Here is a 19211-nt window from a genome sequence, read left to right as displayed (position 1 = left end):
GTTTTAAGCTACATCTTTGTTAAACGACATCATCTTTTGGATTACCATCATAATTCTATCTAACATGAAACCAATTAGACCGATTACGAACATGGCTACGATGATTTTTGCATTGGAATCATTTGCACCATTTTGGAATTCTTCCCAAACAAATGAACCTAAACCTGGAGACTGAGCTAATAACTCAATAGCAATCAATACCATCCATGCTACTGAAAGTGTAATTCTTAATCCTGTAAAAATCATTGGTAATGACGAAGGAAGAACTACTTTAAATATATTTTGACCGATGCTTAATTTTAATACTCTTGCTACATTTACAAAGTCTTTATCTACTGTAGAAACCCCCATAGAAGTGTTGACCAAAGTTGCCCACATAGAACATAAACCTACAGAGATAAATGAAATCATAAACGACTTATCCATATCAGAATCAGACATTAATGTCTTTACAATCATGAATACAAGTAATAACCAAACTACAGGTGATACTGGTTTCAAAATTTGAATCAACCAATTAAAAGATGTTCTTAATGTTGCAGATAAACCGATGATAATACCTATCGGAATAGCAATAAATGCTGCTAATAAGAAACCTGCAAACACTGTTTTTAAACTAGTACCAATTTGGTCTACAAATGAAGGACGACCTGTGTATGTAATTGGTGATTTTCCTTCTGCAATACGTTTTTCGTTAGTTTTAGCTACTTTCACTTCAAAAGCATCTTTCTTTTGTGAGATGATCTTATGATCTGCTAAAAGTGAAAGATATGCTTCCCAAACTTTAGTTGGTGAAGGAAGTGTGTTCGGCTGACAGCTAATATCACCTGAATAAATACAATTTTGAATTTCTAAAGCTGCAGCTTCTCCTTGCTCTACTCTTGCTTTCTCGATTCTTGCAGTAGCTTCTTTGTTATACAGATAACTTGAACCTGTATGCCATACTAATACAAATAGCAAAATAGATAGTAAAGGAAATAAATAAGATTTTATAAGTACGTTAATGTTCTTTTTAGTCTCTTCACCTTTGAATATGTTTACCCAAGGGGTTAAGAAAGCTTGAATGCCTGTTAGATGTAAAATTTTCTCTTTCATGATCTTAATTAGTTTGTACTGATATGATGATAATTGATTTGTTAGTGGAAGTATGAACGATATTTCTACCGTTCATACTTCATAGATTGAATTACATTGCCCCGTCTTTGTTACCAATTTTAAAGCTATTGATGTAACCGATTGGATCTTTTCCATCATACGATACACCATCGATAAAATCTTTAGTAGGTGCTTTATAACCATCTGTTTGTGGGATGTCAGATTGAGATAAGTGACCTTCTTCAACCAATAATTTTGCAGCTTTTTCCCAGATGTCTGGTCTGTAAATTTTCTTGATTGTTTCGTCGTACCAACCTTTTGATTTAGCTGTTGGAATTTGTCCCCAACGTCTCATTTGAGTTAAGAACCACACACCATCAGAATAGAAAGGATAAGTTGCGTTATGACGGAAGAATACGTTGAAGTCAGGCATCGAACGCTTGTCTCCTTTTTCAAATTCGAAAGTACCAGTCATTGAGTTTGCAATTACAACTGAATCAGCTCCAACATATTCTGGCATTGATAAAATACCTACAGCTTTCGCTCTGTTTCCTGGCTCATCTAACCACTTACCTGCTCTAATTAATGCTTTAGTTACAGCAGTAGCTGTGTTAGGGTACTTTTCAGTAAACTCTTTCGTCATTACGAATACTTTCTCAGGGTTGTTTTTCCAGATATCATAGTTAGTAGTTACTGGAACACCAATTCCTTTAAATACCGCTTGTTGGTTCCAAGGCTCACCTACACAGTAACCGAAGATTGTACCTGCTTCTAATGTTGCTGGCATTTGTGGTGGAGGTGTTACTGAAAGTAATACATCAGCATCTACCTGACCTTGAATATTTTCTTTTGTATAATAACCTGGGTGTACACCTGCTGCAGCTAACCAATATCTGATCTCATAGTTGTGCGTCGATACAGGGAATACCATACCCATTTTGAATGCTTTTCCTTCGTTTTTGTACTCCTTAATTACAGGCACTAATGCGTCTGCTTTAATTGGATGTACTGGCTTACCTTCAGCATCTTTTGGTACATTTGGCTTCATTTTAGACCAAACATCATTAGATACTGTGATACCATTACCATTTAAGTCCATTGAGAAAGAAGTTACTAAGTCTGCTTGACGACCAAAACCAGCACCAGCAGCAATTGGCTGACCTGCTAACATGTGTGATCCGTCTAACTGACCATCAATAACTCTGTCTAATACGTTTTTCCAGTTAGATTGAGCTTCGATAGTTACGAAAAGCCCTTCATCTTCGAAGTAACCTAATTCTTTTGCGATGGCTAAAGGTGCCATATCTGTTAGCTTGATAAAGCCAAATGTTAACTGTGGCTTTTCAATGTCTAACTGCTTTGTCTTTGATGCTGATACTGTAACGTTTGATTGTGTTTCTGACGATGTTTTCGATGATCCACAGCTAAACATCACTGTAGCTAATGCCACACTCGCTACTACAGTAGAAAGTGATCTTGATAATAACTTTTTCATGAGTATATTTTTTGATGATTGTTGAAAGAAGATTGGTTAATGATAATGGAGTGGCTGATCTCCATTATCATTAATCTATATATTTAGTTATTAGCTTCTTTTTTTGCTTTTGAAACGAATAGTGTCGGCTTGAAAGTTAACATTACGAATGCCCAGTTGTTGATCAAGTCAGCGTTACCACCTTTTAATACTTCCATTGATGAAGTAGCAAACATTTGTGAGTAACCAACTAATAATGAAGCATCTTTACCTAACGATCTAGCGTAGATTAAGTCAATCTCAGTACCTAAGTTTGATGATACTTTTTCGAATTGTGAATCAGAACCTTCAACAGTATTGTAGATATCTACTGCTGAGATAAACTGGTGTACTTGAGCTTTGAATGTACCTTTACCAACTTTGAATGCAGTGTTTAAGTAAATATCTTGAAGACCTGCACTATTACCTTTCTTATCGTTGTGAGCGTTACCTACGTAGAAGTAATCCATAAAACCATTGAACTTGTGGTTTGTTCCGTATGCTGGAGCAAAGTTTTTCATTTCACCAGACTCAGCATCACCACCTGAAAGTACTTGGTAACCTAATGTGATTGGAGTAACTTTAGTTTTAACTGTTAAGTTTAAGTCTAACATGTAAGCATTAACATCTGCCATACCTAAAGTACCTGTTTGGTAGTAACCTTCACCTGCTACTGTTAAACCACCAAAGCTTTTGCTACCTACTAAACCTAAAGTTTGTCTTTGAGAAACACTATCTGAAGTTGATCCATATTGGAACGCATCGTTGAATACTAGAGCTGATAATTTACCCGTTTCCCAATCTTTGTGCGCCCAGATGTATTCCATTGCTTTGTAGTTATTTACACCTGTATAATCATTACCTACAAGTTTACCTGGTTCGAAACCTGCTTGGTTAAATGCAAGACCTACATGAAATTTGAATTTAGAAGCTTTATCATCATAGATAAATAAAGCAGCATCATGTCTTCTACCTTGTTGTGCCCATTCTAAACCACCTAAAAATCTTTGGTTATCATAAGAAATGATTTGACGACCTACTTTTACACCAATTTTCTCATTGAAATTGTACTGTGCCCATGCTTCAGAGATATTAGTTAAAGCGTTAGGATCAGTTTTGTAAATTTGGTTTGTTGATCCCCATAAACGTACATCTTGTAATGACAATCTCATAATAATGTTATCAGATTTGTAATCAAGATTTAAACGAGATCTTTGTTCTGTAAAAAATGCTGGTTCTTGAGTATCTGTTCTCAATTTCTTAAAACCATTTCTTAGTTCAGATCTTGGACGGATTTCTGCTGAGAGCTTGAATTCTTGTGCTGTTACTTCTGTTACCGCTGCACACAATAGCAATACAATAGTGTAGATTAGTTTTTTCATTTTTGCTTACGCTTTGTTGTTGTTAAATAAGTATTTTTACTTAGTTCTTACGCAAACATAAAGTGATTATTAAAAGTTATTTAGGGAATTAAGCAGATTGAAAAATGTTTTTAAATCATGTTAAAAACTGCTTTTTTGCAGTACTATTTAGTAAACAAACTGTACAACAGATAGTTACAATACAATTAAGTACTTATACGTAATAAAAAAGCAGAGATTATTTTCTACGTAATCTCTGCTTTTTTTTAAATAGTTGGTGAAAATTTTTCAATAATTATGTTGGCATCTCTTTGAGCTTGCCTCACCCAACGCTGGAATTGATGCATCTTCCTATCTAATTCTTGAGTACTTGAACTAATATTTGTAGAATAAACTACTAATTCATCGTGATTAACATCTTCAATCCCAAATGTTCTACGGAATGTGCTATTGGTTAATAACTCTCTATGAATTTTTTCTGTTTTTACTCTACTAACAAGAGGATCATTGGATAATACTCTGAATGCAAAAGTAGCAGCATGTACTAAACCACTTTTGAACTTCAAACTCCACTTGAAATCAAGTTGGGTGGATAATATATCAGTATTTACCTGGCTCATTTCTGATAGTGTTTATATAAGTATGTGTGTGGTTACAAAAATAATTCAATTGTAATTCTCTTACAATAATATAGTAAATTTTAAACGTTAAAAATACACTTTAGTTACGTATTTATTTAAAATTTATGTGAATGGGTCATATTTAAAAGTTCTCAATTCGCTTAATATAAAGATTGACTCAGAAAATTATACTTTTCTAATGAGACTGTTTTTTCCTATTAGTTTTATCTAACTAATGAAAACAATATAAGTAATCAAAAGAGGATCATGAGAACTTTAAATGCTTACAGGTTATATACCTTTTATTACTATTAAGCTACTTTAATAATACGCTTTTCTGATATCAAAAATAGATTCTTTGAATATATGTCTATATAAAAAACAGGATATGTTAAAGATTGGTTCGATTCTCTACATATAAGAAAAAGCCAGAGTCATTCAATTCAACTCTGGCTTTATTATATATATAAACTAAGTATCTATTAATACTTAACTTCGTGTTTCACTACTTTCTATATTTAATAGGTAAGAATAAAGATTACCCTACGCTAGGTAAATTATTTTCTTTTAAAGGTTCCTTAAGAAGGATAGCCAATTGTTTAAGAGCAGTGGCATTGTCCACTTTTTTACCCTTACTATCGATAAAGTTAACCTTTTCCGCTTGGATCAATTGTTCACGGTATTGCTTATTAAAAGCAACGAAATCTTTAAAGTTAATTAAGTTATAACCTTTATCAGATACTTTCATCGACACATATTGTACTTTAACAACTCCTTCTTCTTGGTAAAATTCTTCTGGCATATTTCTACCAATAAGCATTCCTTCAAGTTCTTGTTCAGGTGCTACTCTTAATCCGTAAGTTACTTTTATCAATTTAAACATGATAAATGCAATTACTACTGTAAAAGCAATACACACTTCAATACCTATTGCTTGAACTAATAATTGTTCCCATCTTGGTAGAACTAATAATTCTTCCTTACCAAAAAGTGCTACAGCTAGAGTACCAAAGATACCTCCGAATCCATGAACAGGAATTGCTCCTACAGGATCATCTAATTTAAATACTCGAAGAATTAAATCGAAAGAAAGGTTATGGATAATACCTGCTAACAATCCTATAATTAATGCATTTAAAGGAGTCACAATATTACAACAAGCGGTAATGGCTACTAAACCTGTAAGTGCACCGCCCATTAGTTTTTCAATAAGCTCTGATCTATCTTGAAAAAAGTAACACATTAAGAATGCTGAAAATCCAGCACCTGCAGCGGCCAGGTTAGTATTTAAAATAATCTCGAATACCGAAGCATCAAATTTTAATGTACTACCTCCGTTGAAGCCCCACCAGCCTACCCAAAGCAACATTACACCAAGGATACTGTATGAATAATCAGATACTTTAATTGGTAAGACCTTTCCTTTTCTATCAAATCGGCCTAATCTTGGTCCTACTAATATCATACCTACTAAACCAACAGTTGCTCCTAATGTATGTACAACAGTTGATCCAGCAAAATCAAGGAAACCAAGTTCTGCCAACCAAGCATGGTTACTGCTAAACAATAGGTTACCCCAAGCCCAGTGACCAAAAATTGGATAAATAATAATTGCAGTCACTATAGAACCTATGAAATAAGGTAAAACTCCTGTTCTACCTGACATAGCTCCAGAAACAATAGTTAAAGCTGTTCCTGCAAAGGCAACTTGGAATAAGAAAAATACGGTACCATTAACATTTAAGTCTCCATTTGTAAAATGGTTCCCTGCCATTAAATTGGTATCAATTCCAATAAATCCCCAAAGACTTTCTCCGAACATAAAAGAATAACCAATCAAAAAGAAACCCATAATACCGGCTACCATATCTAAAAGGTTTTTGGCTCCAACACCTGCTTTATGTTCTTTCTTTACTAAACCCGTCTCTAATGTTTTAAATCCTGCTTGCATTAAAAATACAAGAATCGCACATACTAATACCCACAAGGTATCTTGATTTACTAATGGAGAGTTGTTCGTTGATTCTACTGCATAACAAAGAGAGGGCATAATTATGCCTAGAATTAAGGTGAATAGTTTAATCATATTATAGTAATAGTTTGTTGTCTGGTGAAAGTAATATGAAACACGTTTTGCGTAAAAAATTAAGCAATAATACGTATAAAATATCTAAAAAACATAACAAACATAGATTTATCTACTTAACACACCCCGTATATATACTAAAAAACCTCCCCAATTACTCAGGAAGGCTTTTTCATTATTATATTATATTACTTATTTACTCTGCAACAACTGCTTCAGCTGAGGCAGAATCTACTAATGAAGTAGTTCCCATTATCACCTCAACTTTATGATTTCCTTCACCTAAGTCTGGAATAATATTCCCTTCAATCACTTCGTCATTTACAATTAATTTTGCTACTCCTTTACTTACTTTGTCAGGATTACTAATTGTAATTGCATATTCTCCACCTCTAAACTTCCTATTGATTGAATAGGTATCCCATTCATTAGGAATACAAGGATCGACTTTTAATCCTTTATATTCGGGGCTAACACCTAAAATATGTTGTACTACTGTATAGAAATTCCATGCTGCTGTTCCTGATAACCAAGAGTTTTTTCCTTCGCCTGGCTTATATGCATCTTTTCCTGCAATCATTTGGCAGTACACATAAGGTTCAACTTTATGTAGATCGTGGATATCTTCTAGATAAGCAGGACAAATTTGTTTGAAGTATTCCCATGCTTGGTTTCCTCTACCTAATTTTGTCTCTCCAATCATAATCCAAGGGTTATTATGACAGAAGATACCTGCATTCTCTTTATATCCAGCCGGGTAAGTAGAAATCTCACCGTATTCGATTTTATATTCTGTAAAGGCAGGGTTATTAAGTACAATACCGTATGGAGTGTCCAAACGTTCTTTTACGCTATCCAATGCCTTTTCTACCATTCCTTCTTCCAGACCTATTTCAGCCATTGAACACCAACCTTGAGATTCGATAAAGATTTTACCCTCTTCATTTTCATCACTACCTACTTTATTTCCGTAGAAGTCGTAAGCTCTTAAGAACCATTCACCATCCCAGCCAAATTGCTTCACAGCTTCTTTCATGGCATCTACACAATTCTGTGCTCTTTCTGCTTCTTCAGTCTTTCCTAACTCTTGGCAAAGAGCAACATAATCAGTACCATATACTACAAATAAGCCTGCAATCATTACTGATTCTGCCTTAGAGCCTTCAGTGTTATTCTCTGTCGTTTGGAACGACTCGTTTGGATCTTTAGAGAAACAGTTCAAGTTGAGACAATCATTCCAGTCTGCTCTTCCTATCAATGGCAAACCATTTGGCCCTAGATTATTGATGACATGATTGAAAGATATAGTTAAGTGATCAAACAACGTTTGAGCTAGACTAGGATCATTATCAAAAGGTACCATTTCATCTAAGATAGAGAAGTCTCCAGATTCTTTGATATAACTTACCGTACCTAAGATCAACCACATTGGATCATCATTAAATCCACCACCAATAGCATCATTTCCTCTTTTTGTTAATGGTTGATATTGATGATAACAGCCACCATCAGGGAACTGTGTGGAAGCAATGTCAATAATTCTCTCTCTCGCTCTTTCTGGAACTTGATGTACAAAACCAATTAGATCCTGATTTGAATCTCTAAAGCCCATACCACGACCAATACCTACTTCAAAGAAAGAAGCAGATCTTGACATATTGAAAGTAACCATACATTGGTATTGGTTCCAGATATTGACCATTCTGTTAAGTTTATCGTCAGCGTGGTTCAATGTGATGACTGAAAGTAACTCCGTCCAGTAATCAGCTAATTCTTTTAAAGCCGCATCTACTTTTTCAACGGTATTGTATTGCTCAATTAAAGCTTTTGCTTTTGTTTTATTGATTACTCCTTTACTCTCCCATTTTTCCTCTTCTTCATTCTCTATATATCCAAGAATAAAGATCAAATCAGTACTCTCACCCGGAGCTAAAGTAATTTCTTTGTAATGAGATGCTATTGGAGACCAACCATGAGCTTCTGAATTTGATGGTTTTCCATCCAATACTGCTCTAGGATTAGAGAATTCATTATACAAACCAATAAAAGACTCTCTATCTGTATCATAACCATCTATTTCCTGATTCAGATGATAGAAAGCATAATGGTTTCTACGTTCTTTATATTCTGTTTTATGGTATAAGGTTGCTCCATCAATTTCTACTTCTCCAGTAGATAAATTACGCTGTAGGTTATTTTGATCATCTTCAGCATTCCATAAACACCATTCATTATAAGAGAAAAGTTTAAAAGTCTTCTCCGTTTTCCCTTTATTGGTCAATTTCATTTTTTGTACCTCTGCCCAAGCATTTAATGGAACAAAAAATGTTACTTCCGCTTCGATATCTGCTTTCTTACCTTTGATTGTCGTATAACTCAATCCATGACGACATTCGTAATGATCTAAAGGTGTTTTGACAGGCTTCCATCCTGGAGACCAAATGTTTTCTCCGTCATTGATATAAAAATAACGGCCACCATTATCCATTGGTACATTGTTATATCTATATCTATTTAGTCTTCTAAACTTAGCATCTTTATAAAAAGAATAGCCGCCAGCTGTATTTGAAACAAGAGAGAAAAAGTCATGATTACCCAAATAGTTTATCCAAGGAAATGGCGTTTTGGGATCCGTAATTACATATTCTCTGTTAGCATCATCAAAAAAACCGTATTTCATGATCGTATCTTTAATATTTATATTATTTCTTAGTTTGTTATGCGTTCACTAATTCTTCTGATGACAAATCAGTGGAAGCTTGATTTTTTTCTTGAATTCTTCTGTTACTTAATTCTGTTGTGATTGCGGATAATTTATCATCATCCAATGGATACAGCATCATCAAGGCTGCAGCTAATACTGCAATCAATGACGGTACCCAACTCATCAACATAATAATACCAGGTATTGCCCCTTGGATAGATGAGGAATCCAACCCATCATAGTTGTACATTGATAATACAAGACCAATTATTGAAGCAGCTATACCGCCACCAAATTTGGTCGCAAATGAACCAGCGGAATATACAAGACCCGTTGCCCTTCTTCCGTTCTTATACTCTGAGTAATCGGCTGCATCACCTAACATGGCAAAGAATAAAGTTGGAAATATCGCTGCAGCAAATTCTGACAGCATACCCAGAACAAAAATACCGGTGATATCAGATTTATTACACAGTACTATTAAAGCATTGATTACTCCGGAAAAGACTAGTGCAGAGATAAATAAGTTTTTCTTCCCCATCTTTTTACTAATCGGAGCAGTAACCATTGCACCTAGAATCGATACTAAGGTTAACCCAACCATATACGTTGCCGCCATTAATTGGTCATGCAGATAATGAGTAAAATAGATTACAACTATCCCTTGCTTTATGGCATTATATATATTGAATAGCAACCCAATACATAGTAATACCAGCCATGGCTTATTATGTATTAAGTCTCTAAAATCTTTCTTGAGGTTTGTTTTCTGAGCTACAGGAGCTTTCACTCTTTCTTTCGTACTAAAGAATGTGATAAACATAAAGCCCGTTAGAAAAGCAGACATTAAGTAAATCGAATAGCTATATCCCTTTTTTTGGTTAATGATAGAAATATTATCTGTAGATAGATTTCTCTCCCCATTAACTATAAAAGTATATTCTTTATCTGCTTCTAAATTAAAACTTTTACTCTGTGTAGGAGTGTCATCTTTATCGCCTCCCCACTTAAAAGTTGCAATCCCATCTTTGGTTTTGATATAGGCATTAGGAACGTCAATAGCCGCAGAAACAGTTACTTTGGCGGTATCTTCAGACAATCTTACCATATCGATAGTTGGGTTCACATTACCAAAAGTTGTCACTAAATACAGTAAGGTACCTTGAACCAACATTCCTCCTGCAAAAGCACCTACCATTCTATATGAACCAATACTTGTACGTTCTTTATCATCACCCGTCATTACTGCCATTAATGCTCCATATGGGATATTATTAGCCGTATAAATTAAAGTAAATAATATATAAGTTACGTATGCATATATAAGTTTACCGCTGTCTGATAAATCAGGAGTTGTAAACAGAAGTGATAAAATCATTCCTAGTGGTATGGCCGTCCATAAAATCCATGGCCTAAACTTTCCGTACTTAGATTTTGTTTGATCACCAACCATACCCATAAAAACATCACTTACTCCATCAAATGATCGAGCAAAAAACATTAATAATCCTACAGCTGCTGGTGCAATCCCAAATACGTCAGTGTAAAAAATTAACAAAAAAGTAGCTACACCCCTCCAAGCGATATTTGCTGCTCCATCACCTAGAGCATAACCTATTTTTTCTTTAATAGATATTTTTTCATTCATTTCTCTTCTTCAATAATATGTTGCGTTAGTTTCGTCTATTATTAGATCTAAAGCGAAATAAAAAGTAGTACTTATTCTTTCTCTAAATGAATCCGGCAAACGATTTAAAACTATCCAATAAATGTAGACCTAACAATTTTAGTAATGTGATGCTAAATTATAGAAAAATGTACTTAAACAACATCAAAAACAGCGATTTTTATGTTAATGTAGTAAAAATGTAGTATGCATTTTGAGTTAATGTTGTAAAAAAATATAACAATTAGGAGGTGACTGAATCGTGATGTTTTTATCCATCAAAAAAAGTAGAAAAAGTTGTAGAATTATTGGGTATAAATAAGCTATAAAATGAATATTTATTCATAACAATTCTATTAAAAGAAAAATTGAAGCGATTGATTCCTCCAATAATACATTTTTTTAAGATTCAAGAACTTTCACTTTCTAGAAACAACTTCAAAACAAAAAAACGGGTCTATAAATAGAGATATTTGGTGGCTTTATTTTTGCTATTTTAAGAACTATCCGCTTTTATCTGAATTTTTCTTTAGTTCGAGGATAAACTTTATTAAAATTCCCAAAACTTTACTACCTTTATCGTAATTCTTGTTAAGAATGGATTTTTTTTAACTGATAAATCCTTTTTAGTAACATTTTTTACAATCATGAAGTCAACTCTAAATCAAATCTTTAAAATTATTTTTTAATTGATACGCCCTTGATTTACAGTTATTCGAGTAATTGCTTTTATACACTTATTCTCTCTATCATTGCAGTGTCATCGCGATCTCGCTAAAAATATCTGCAGAATTTGAAATGAGATGTAACTAAAACTAATAATCACTTACAAGAATACTTTATGAAAGTAAAACCAATACTACTGATGCAATTTATTGCCATGGTACTCCTATCATCAATAAATGTATTAGCACAGGAAAGAACTATCTCTGGAACTATTGTCGACACTAGGGATGAAATGCCTTTACCGGGAGTAAATGTATCTATTGAAGGAACTCAGATCGGATCTATTACCGACTTCGATGGAAAATTCAACTTAAGAATATCAGAAGGACACAAAAGATTAGCAGTGTCGTTCATCGGATATAAAACACAAACTATAGACATCGGATCTAGAAGTAATTTTGAAATTCAACTAGAAGAAGATGTCGAACAACTAGAAGAAGTTGTAGTTGTTGGTTACGGTGTTCAAAAGAAATCTGTAGTTACTGGTGCCATTGCATCAGTTAAATCAGATGAGATAACGGAAACACCTATCGGCAACGCAGCTCAGTCTTTGCAAGGTAGAACGCCAGGTGTTCTGGTTACAAACGTTTCTGGACAACCAGGTGCAGGTGTAGATATTAGGATTCGTGGAACTGGATCAAACGGAAATAACAGCCCTCTATTTGTAGTCGATGGAATGCAAGTGGACGACATCAATTTCCTAAATCCAAATGACATTGAGTCGATGGAAGTATTAAAGGATGCAGCTTCTTCAGCTATTTATGGTTCAAGAGGTGCCAATGGTGTAGTTATGATCACAACTAAAAAAGGAAAAGCAGGTAAGTCTACTGTCACTTACGACGGGTATTATGGAATTCAAAATGCATGGAGACAATCTCCACTTTTGAACGCTCAACAATACATGACCTTACATAACCAAGGATCTATAAATTCTGGTGGGGATGCTATTTTTTCTAGTGATCAAATCAACAACCCTAAGCACGATACAAATTGGCAAGATCAAATTTTTCAATCAGCACCGATCCAAAACCATAGTATCTCTACTTCTGGGGGAACAGAAACATCTAACTACCTAGCAAGTTTTGGATATTTCGGACAAGAAGGTATTGTAGCTCCTGAAAAATCTCAATTTGAAAGATATACTTTCCGTTTAAACTCATCACATAAAGTTTCTGAATCTGTTAAGGTAGGTGTAAATGCCACTTTTGTGAGAGAGGAAAGGTCTGGTATTAATGAAAATGAACAATTTGGTGGAGCCATTCAGAATGCATTATTACATGATCCATTGACTCCAGTATATGCCTATGATAAAAATGACGAATACGATACTTACCAAATTCCACCAGTATATAATCCTAACCAATACAACCCAGTAACAGGGCAAAATGGTGCATATTATGGTATCTCTGATCAGCAACTAAGAGAGATTGTTAACCCAATGGCAAGATTACATAACACTTATGAAGATAATATTTCTAATAAGTTTATTGGTAATGCCTTTGTTGAGGTAAAACCTGTAGCAGTTAAAGGATTAACATTAAAAACAGATTTTGGTGTGGATATCGGTTCTTGGGCCAATAGAGGTTACCAACCTGAAGCGTATTACAACTCAGTAAATCAGGTAGCGACAAGTTCTGTGAACCAAAGTATGGGAGAATATAGTACTTGGCAATGGGAAAATACCGCAATGTATGAATGGACAATCAATGAAGACCATAAGTTCTCTGCACTTGCAGGTATGACCATGCGACAAAGTACGGGTACTGATATGTGGGGCGGTAGAAACAACCTACAATTACCAGGTTGGGACTATGGTTACATCGGAAACGGTTCTGACGATAATTCACAAAAAACAAATGGTGGCTTCTACGACCATAGATTAATGTCATTCTTTGGTAGAGTAGGTTACGATTACAAAGAAAAGTATCTATTGAGCGCTACAATGCGTTATGATGGATCATCGAATTTTGGTCCTAATCACCAATTTGGTTTCTTTCCATCCGTACAAGCTGGATGGATTCTTACTCAAGAAGATTTCTTAAAGCATAGTGAAACTATCAATTTCTTAAAAGTAAGAGGTTCTTGGGGTAAAGTGGGTAATGAGAACATTCCTCCTTTTGGGTACCTTTCTGCTTTTGGACCAACTCCTTCTTATCCACTTGGACCTAACGGAACTCCTATGCCGGGTTATGGTATCACTAGAATGGCCAACCCAGACTTAAGATGGGAAGCTGCTGCCGAGTTTAACTTTGGTATCGACTTAGGTTTATTTAATGATATGTTCTTAGCCAATGTGGACATCTATTCGAGAGAGAGACAAGACCTTTTAGGAAATAAGCCTGTTCCTGATTACACAGGTCAAGAAGATCCTATCACCAACTTAGGTACAGTAAGAAACCAAGGTATTGAACTCGCACTTACTTACCAAAACAACGAAGGTGCTTTCAAATACTCTATCACTGGTAATGTTGCCTACAACGACAACAAAGTAACAGAAGTAAACAACACTGATGGTTTTATTTTCGGTGATGGCCTTCACAACACCGTTGGTAATATGGCTATGGCTGTTGGGCACTCACTTCCATTCTTCTACGGATTTAAAACAGACGGTATAATTCAAAATCAAGAGCAGGCCAATGCTTACAATGAGATGTTTGGTACAAATGCCAAACCAGGTGATATCCGATATGTTGATACAAATGGCGATGGTGTAATCGACGAAAATGACAGAACCGACATTGGTACTCCGATTCATAATTGGACCTATGGTATCACTTTAAGAGCTGAATACAAAGGATTTGATTTCTCAATGTTCTGGCAAGGTCAAGCAGGAGGAAAAATGATGAATGCTGCGACTCGTCAAGATTTACTATCTGATCAAAACTACAATACTAGATATTTAAATAGCTGGACTCCAGAAAACGGAAGTAACACCATGCCTAGATTCACACACAACGATACAAACAACAACTATCTGTGGATGAATGACATGGTACATATCGAGGACGCATCTTACCTAAGACTAAAAAATGTTCAGATTGGTTATACCCTGCCAGCACATATCTCACAGAAAATGCAAATGCAAAAACTTAGAGTGTATGTATCAGGAAACAACTTATTGACATTTACTGATTACTCAGGTCTTGACCCTGAAATGGGACATGGTGGTGCAATGGGGTCAGGTTTCGATCTTGGCTCATATCCTCAAGCTAGATCATTCTTAGTAGGCCTAAACGTAACTTTCTAAAAACTAATACCAAACAACAATGAAAACAAACATTAAATATATAACCGTCGTCTTCGCATTATTTATGACGATGACCTCTTGTTCCAAATTTCTCGAAATTACTCCTAAAGATTCTCAAGATCAGGATAGTTTCTTCAGAACATCTACTGAAGCCATGCAAGCTTTAATTGGAACGTATGAATTACTGAGAAATGATAATTTGGATTGGCAAGCCATGCCTCAAGCAATGACTGCTGATGTAATGTCAGATGATGTTTATCCAGGTGGAGCCAATTCGAACGATATGCTAGGATGGCAACAAGCTGCAAGGTTTGATGCTAGAGCAGTAAGCCAACAGGGTGAGAAAACATGGAAAAAATGTTACGTAGGTATCCAAAGAGCTACCACTTTATTAGAAGGTTACGATAAGATCGAGTTCAAATCAAATGAGCAAGAGTTAAAAAGTCATATCGAAGGCGAGGCACTTTTCCTAAGAGGACATTACTACTTTGAAGTCTTACGTCTATTTGAAAATGTACCTATCGTAAGAGAAACATTAGGTGGTGATAACTGGGAAGATATAGAACAGGCTACTCCAGACGAGAGCTATGCATACGCTGCAGCAAATATGATTAATGCTATCCCACTTATGGCAGAACGTCATGTAGATAGTGACCTTGGTCGTCTGACAAAGTATGCTGCAAAAGCTGAACTAGTTAAGATGTTCTTATTCTACACAGGGTATTACCAAAAAGATGCAATGCCTGTTGAAGATCATGAACCTTTTACTAAAGCTGATGCGATTGCAATGGCTGAAGATATCATTCAAAATTCAGGTGCTAGTCTATCAGCAAATTATGCGGATTTATTCAACGCAAACGGCAACTTCAACAAGGAGGTTCTTTTTGAAATCTGTTTTGCCAATACAGGAACTGGAGATTGGTCTCACAACAAACTTGGTAACTACCAATGTATTATGTCAGGCCCTAGAGGTCACTCGTCAGATTTATTAGCACAAGGTTGGGGTTTTGGTGCTCCTACTCGTCAATTAGAAGCATTATTCGAAGAAAATGATACTAGAAAATCTTCTACTATCGTCTATGCAAAAGAATTATTGGATGCTCCAAATGCCAACGGTATGGAAGCCCACTTCAACTATACAGGAATGTTTGTCAACAAGTACACTACACATGCTTATAGATATGCAGGTGCGGGTGCTCCAGAATTAAACTACGATCAGAACTACCATTATATCAGATTAGCTGATGTTTTATTAATGGCAGCAGAACTGAACTTAGGAATAAATGATGCGAAAGCATTACAATATGTGAATCAGGTAAGAAACAGAGCAGGTCTTCAGCCTTTAGCAAGTGTAGATTTAGACGCCATCTATTTAGAAAGACGTTTGGAATTAGCACTTGAAGGCCACAGATACTTCGATGTATTACGAAGAGGATTAAATTATGCGAAGCAAACACTTGATGTCCCTTCATACACACTTACTCCTCCAACACATGATGATGAAAAATACATTATCAATGGAGTAAATATGACCGGAGACGTCGGTGTAGAAAATGATTTCATAATCAATTTCGACGCATCAAAAAGAGGATTCTTACCAATACCACAAAGAGAGCTTGATTTAAATAATAAACTGAAGCAGAATCAAGGATACTAGAAGTAACAAAACACTTTCTATAAAATATAAGTCATCGGGAAGGGAATTTTTCTCTTCTCGATACTTACACATTTCATTTAAAACTAAATAAAGATGATTAAGAACACAGTCAGAGGATTTGCAATGATTGCATTGGCAGCAAGTATTTATTCTTGCTCTCCAACAACTGCCAATGATTTCAACAACATCGAAAAAATTGCCTCAAGCAACTTGAGCAACGAGGAAAAAGCCCGACAAATTGTCCAAAAACTAACATTGGAAGAAAAAGTAGGACAAATGACTCAAATCACATTAGATGTGATCACTAAAGGTAAAAATGCTTTTGAAAGTGATGAGCCATTATCGTTGGATGCTAAATTAGTAAAAGAAGCTATCGCAAAGTATAAGGTAGGTTCAGTATTAAACACAGCCAACAACAGAGCGAGAACACCAGAAAAGTGGAACGAAGTAATTACCATGCTTCAAAAAGAAAGTATGTCAGAAATTGGTGTTCCATTATTGTATGGTGTTGATGCTATTCATGGTACTACCTATACGGCTGGAGCGACATTTTTTCCTCAACAAATCGGTATGGCTGCCACTTGGAATCCCGAACTAAATCGTATTGGTTCTGAGATTTGTGCTTATGAAACTCGAGCAAGTTCGATACCTTGGACTTTCTCACCTGTATTGGATATGGGCAGAAACCCTGCATGGCCAAGAATTTGGGAAACATATGGAGAGGATGTATATCTCACTTCAGTAATGGGTGCTGCTGCAGTAGATGGCTATGAAGGTAAAAACAACGACTTAACCAATAAAAATGCTGTAGCCTCATGTATCAAACACTTTGTGGCCTATGGTGCTGAAAAATCAGGGAAAGACAGAACGCCAACCTACTTACCTGAAATCGAATTAAGAGAGCATTACTTACCTTCATACAAAGCTGCGATCGATGCAGGTTCTCATACTATCATGATCAATTCAGGAATCATTAATGGTATTCCTGTACATGCCAACTACAAAATTCTTACAACTTTATTAAAAGAAGAACTTGGTTTTAAAGGCCTCGTAGTAACAGACTGGGCTGATATCGAAAATATACACAATAGAGACAAAGTATCGGCCACTCATAAAGAAGCAGTAAAACTTGCGATCAATGCAGGTATCGATATGGCAATGGTTCCCTACAATTACAACTTCACTACTAACCTAATCGAATTGGTAAATGAAGGAGAAGTAAGTATGGAGAGAATTGACGATGCTGTAACGCGTATCGTTCAAGTTAAATTAGCCTTAAACCTTTTTGACAAGCCTTATACTGATATAAAAGACTACCCTGATTTTGGTAGTAAAAAACATGAAGATGCTGCCTACAAAGCTGCTTCTGAATCGATTACTTTATTAAAGAACAACAAGAATATTCTTCCATTACCTAAAAATGCAAAAGTGCTGGTAACAGGACCAAATGCCAACTCGATGAGAACGTTAAATGGAGGTTGGTCATATTCTTGGCAAGGTGAAAAAGTTCATGAGTTTACAGACAAGTACAATACGATCTTGAAGTCAATTCAGAATAAGCTAGGAAAGTCGAATGTAAAATATGCTGCCGGCCTAGAATATGTAAACGATGGACAATACTTTGAAGAGCAAAATATCAATATTCAAGAAGCAGTAAATGCCGCAAAAGGTGTTGATTATATTGTACTATGTATAGGAGAAAATACATACACTGAAGCTCCAGGTAACTTAGATGATTTATATATTTCCAAGAACCAAGAAGCATTAACTGAAGCATTAGCTAAAACAGGAAAACCTATCATTATGGTATTGAATGAAGGTCGCCCTCGCTTAATTAGTAATATCGAACCTTTAGCAAAAGGTGTAATCCATACTTACCTTCCTGGTAACTTTGGTGGAGATGCTTTGGCTGATATTCTTGTAGGTGAAGTAAACCCATCTGGTAAGCTTCCATACACTTATCCTAAATACCCTAACGCTTTAACTACATACGATCATAAGCCTTCTGAATCTTCAGAAAAAATGGAAGGTATGTATGACTACGTTGGCTCTACAAGTATACAATATCCTTTTGGCTACGGCTTAAGTTATACAGACTTTGATTATAGTAACCTAAAAGTATCTAAATCAGAGATTGCTGGTGATGAATCATTTACGGTTTCAGTAAAAGTGAAGAATTCAGGTAAAAGAGATGGACAAGAAGTAGTTCAATTGTTCTCTAAAGATTTATATGCATCAGTCACTCCAGATGTAGTTCGTTTAAGACGTTTCGATAAGATTGATTTGAAAGCAGGAGAAACAAAAGATATCACTTTTAAAGTATTTGGAAAAGATCTCGCTTTTATTGGTCAGGATATGGAGTATGTTACTGAAAAAGGTGATTTCAAATTATATGTTGGTGATCAAGAAGTAGACTTAAAAGTTACTTCTACAGTCAAATTCCCTAAAAATTCTAACAAAGGAATTCTATAAATTGAGGTAGTCACCTATCCATCAGAGCATCACTTTTCTTGAGTATTAAGAAGAGTGATGCTTT

The 19211-nt window shown here is 35.3% G+C and carries 10 protein-coding genes; 3 read left to right on the top strand and 7 right to left on the bottom strand.

All coding sequences use genetic code 11. From position 1 onward, the window contains the following. Positions 1-3: 3 nt before the first annotated feature. The 7 genes from HGP29_RS04020 to HGP29_RS03990 form a co-directional block, all read right to left on the bottom strand. Positions 4-1095, bottom strand: a complete 1092-nt coding sequence (locus tag HGP29_RS04020; protein ID WP_168881057.1) for an ABC transporter permease — start codon at positions 1093-1095, stop codon at positions 4-6. A 91-nt stretch (positions 1096-1186) separates the two neighbouring features. Further along, on the bottom strand, positions 1187-2590 hold the full coding sequence (locus HGP29_RS04015; RefSeq protein ID WP_168881056.1) for a CmpA/NrtA family ABC transporter substrate-binding protein: 1404 nt from the start codon (positions 2588-2590) through the stop codon (positions 1187-1189). Between the two features lie 83 nt (positions 2591-2673). Further along, entirely contained in the window at positions 2674-3990 is a 1317-nt protein-coding gene (locus HGP29_RS04010; protein WP_168881055.1) for an alginate export family protein, read from the bottom strand. Between the two features lie 245 nt (positions 3991-4235). Further along, complete coding sequence (locus HGP29_RS04005; RefSeq protein ID WP_168881054.1) at positions 4236-4589, bottom strand: hypothetical protein; 354 nt, start codon at positions 4587-4589, stop codon at positions 4236-4238. 538 nt (positions 4590-5127) lie between these two features. Continuing rightward, complete coding sequence (locus tag HGP29_RS04000) at positions 5128-6675, bottom strand: ammonium transporter (protein ID WP_168881053.1); 1548 nt, start codon at positions 6673-6675, stop codon at positions 5128-5130. A gap of 196 nt (positions 6676-6871) precedes the next feature. After that, the gene (locus HGP29_RS03995; RefSeq protein ID WP_168881052.1) at positions 6872-9355 is read right to left on the bottom strand and encodes a GH36-type glycosyl hydrolase domain-containing protein; all 2484 of its coding nucleotides are present in this window, start codon (positions 9353-9355) and stop codon (positions 6872-6874) included. A 37-nt stretch (positions 9356-9392) separates the two neighbouring features. Further along, positions 9393-11027 carry an MFS transporter gene (locus HGP29_RS03990; protein ID WP_168881051.1) on the bottom strand — a complete coding sequence of 545 codons (1635 nt, stop codon included), beginning with the start codon at positions 11025-11027 and terminating at the stop codon, positions 9393-9395. An 859-nt stretch (positions 11028-11886) separates the two neighbouring features. On the opposite strand from HGP29_RS03990, the gene HGP29_RS03985 reads away from it, so the two are divergent. The 3 genes from HGP29_RS03985 to HGP29_RS03975 all read left to right on the top strand — a co-directional run bounded on the left by HGP29_RS03985 (position 11887) and on the right by HGP29_RS03975 (position 19147). Further along, a complete protein-coding gene (locus HGP29_RS03985) occupies positions 11887-15018 on the top strand; it encodes a SusC/RagA family TonB-linked outer membrane protein (RefSeq protein WP_168881050.1) in 3132 nt (1043 codons plus the stop codon). Between the two features lie 19 nt (positions 15019-15037). Beyond that, on the top strand, positions 15038-16675 hold the full coding sequence (locus tag HGP29_RS03980; protein WP_168881049.1) for a RagB/SusD family nutrient uptake outer membrane protein: 1638 nt from the start codon (positions 15038-15040) through the stop codon (positions 16673-16675). A gap of 93 nt (positions 16676-16768) precedes the next feature. Next, positions 16769-19147 (top strand): glycoside hydrolase family 3 N-terminal domain-containing protein, encoded by a 2379-nt coding sequence (locus HGP29_RS03975; RefSeq protein ID WP_211093193.1) that lies wholly within the window; start codon positions 16769-16771, stop codon positions 19145-19147. The last annotated feature ends 64 nt before the right edge of the window (positions 19148-19211 follow it).

The organism is Flammeovirga agarivorans, assembly GCF_012641475.1.
GTDB classification, from domain to species: domain Bacteria; phylum Bacteroidota; class Bacteroidia; order Cytophagales; family Flammeovirgaceae; genus Flammeovirga; species Flammeovirga agarivorans.
Note: the sequence above shows the minus strand (reverse complement) of the source record. Positions and strands in the feature narration are given on the sequence as shown.

Bases quoted from the DNA above. Each gene is read 5' to 3' on its own strand.
- HGP29_RS04020 (WP_168881057.1), bottom strand. From the start codon at position 1,095: ATGAAAGAGAAAATTTTACATCTAACAGGCATTCAAGCTTTCTTAACC.
- HGP29_RS04015 (WP_168881056.1), bottom strand. From the start codon at position 2,590: ATGAAAAAGTTATTATCAAGATCACTTTCTACTGTAGTAGCGAGTGTG.
- HGP29_RS04010 (WP_168881055.1), bottom strand. From the start codon at position 3,990: ATGAAAAAACTAATCTACACTATTGTATTGCTATTGTGTGCAGCGGTA.
- HGP29_RS04005 (WP_168881054.1), bottom strand. From the start codon at position 4,589: ATGAGCCAGGTAAATACTGATATATTATCCACCCAACTTGATTTCAAG.
- HGP29_RS04000 (WP_168881053.1), bottom strand. From the start codon at position 6,675: ATGATTAAACTATTCACCTTAATTCTAGGCATAATTATGCCCTCTCTT.
- HGP29_RS03995 (WP_168881052.1), bottom strand. From the start codon at position 9,355: ATGAAATACGGTTTTTTTGATGATGCTAACAGAGAATATGTAATTACG.
- HGP29_RS03990 (WP_168881051.1), bottom strand. From the start codon at position 11,027: ATGAATGAAAAAATATCTATTAAAGAAAAAATAGGTTATGCTCTAGGT.
- HGP29_RS03985 (WP_168881050.1), top strand. From the start codon at position 11,887: ATGAAAGTAAAACCAATACTACTGATGCAATTTATTGCCATGGTACTC.
- HGP29_RS03980 (WP_168881049.1), top strand. From the start codon at position 15,038: ATGAAAACAAACATTAAATATATAACCGTCGTCTTCGCATTATTTATG.
- HGP29_RS03975 (WP_211093193.1), top strand. From the start codon at position 16,769: ATGATTAAGAACACAGTCAGAGGATTTGCAATGATTGCATTGGCAGCA.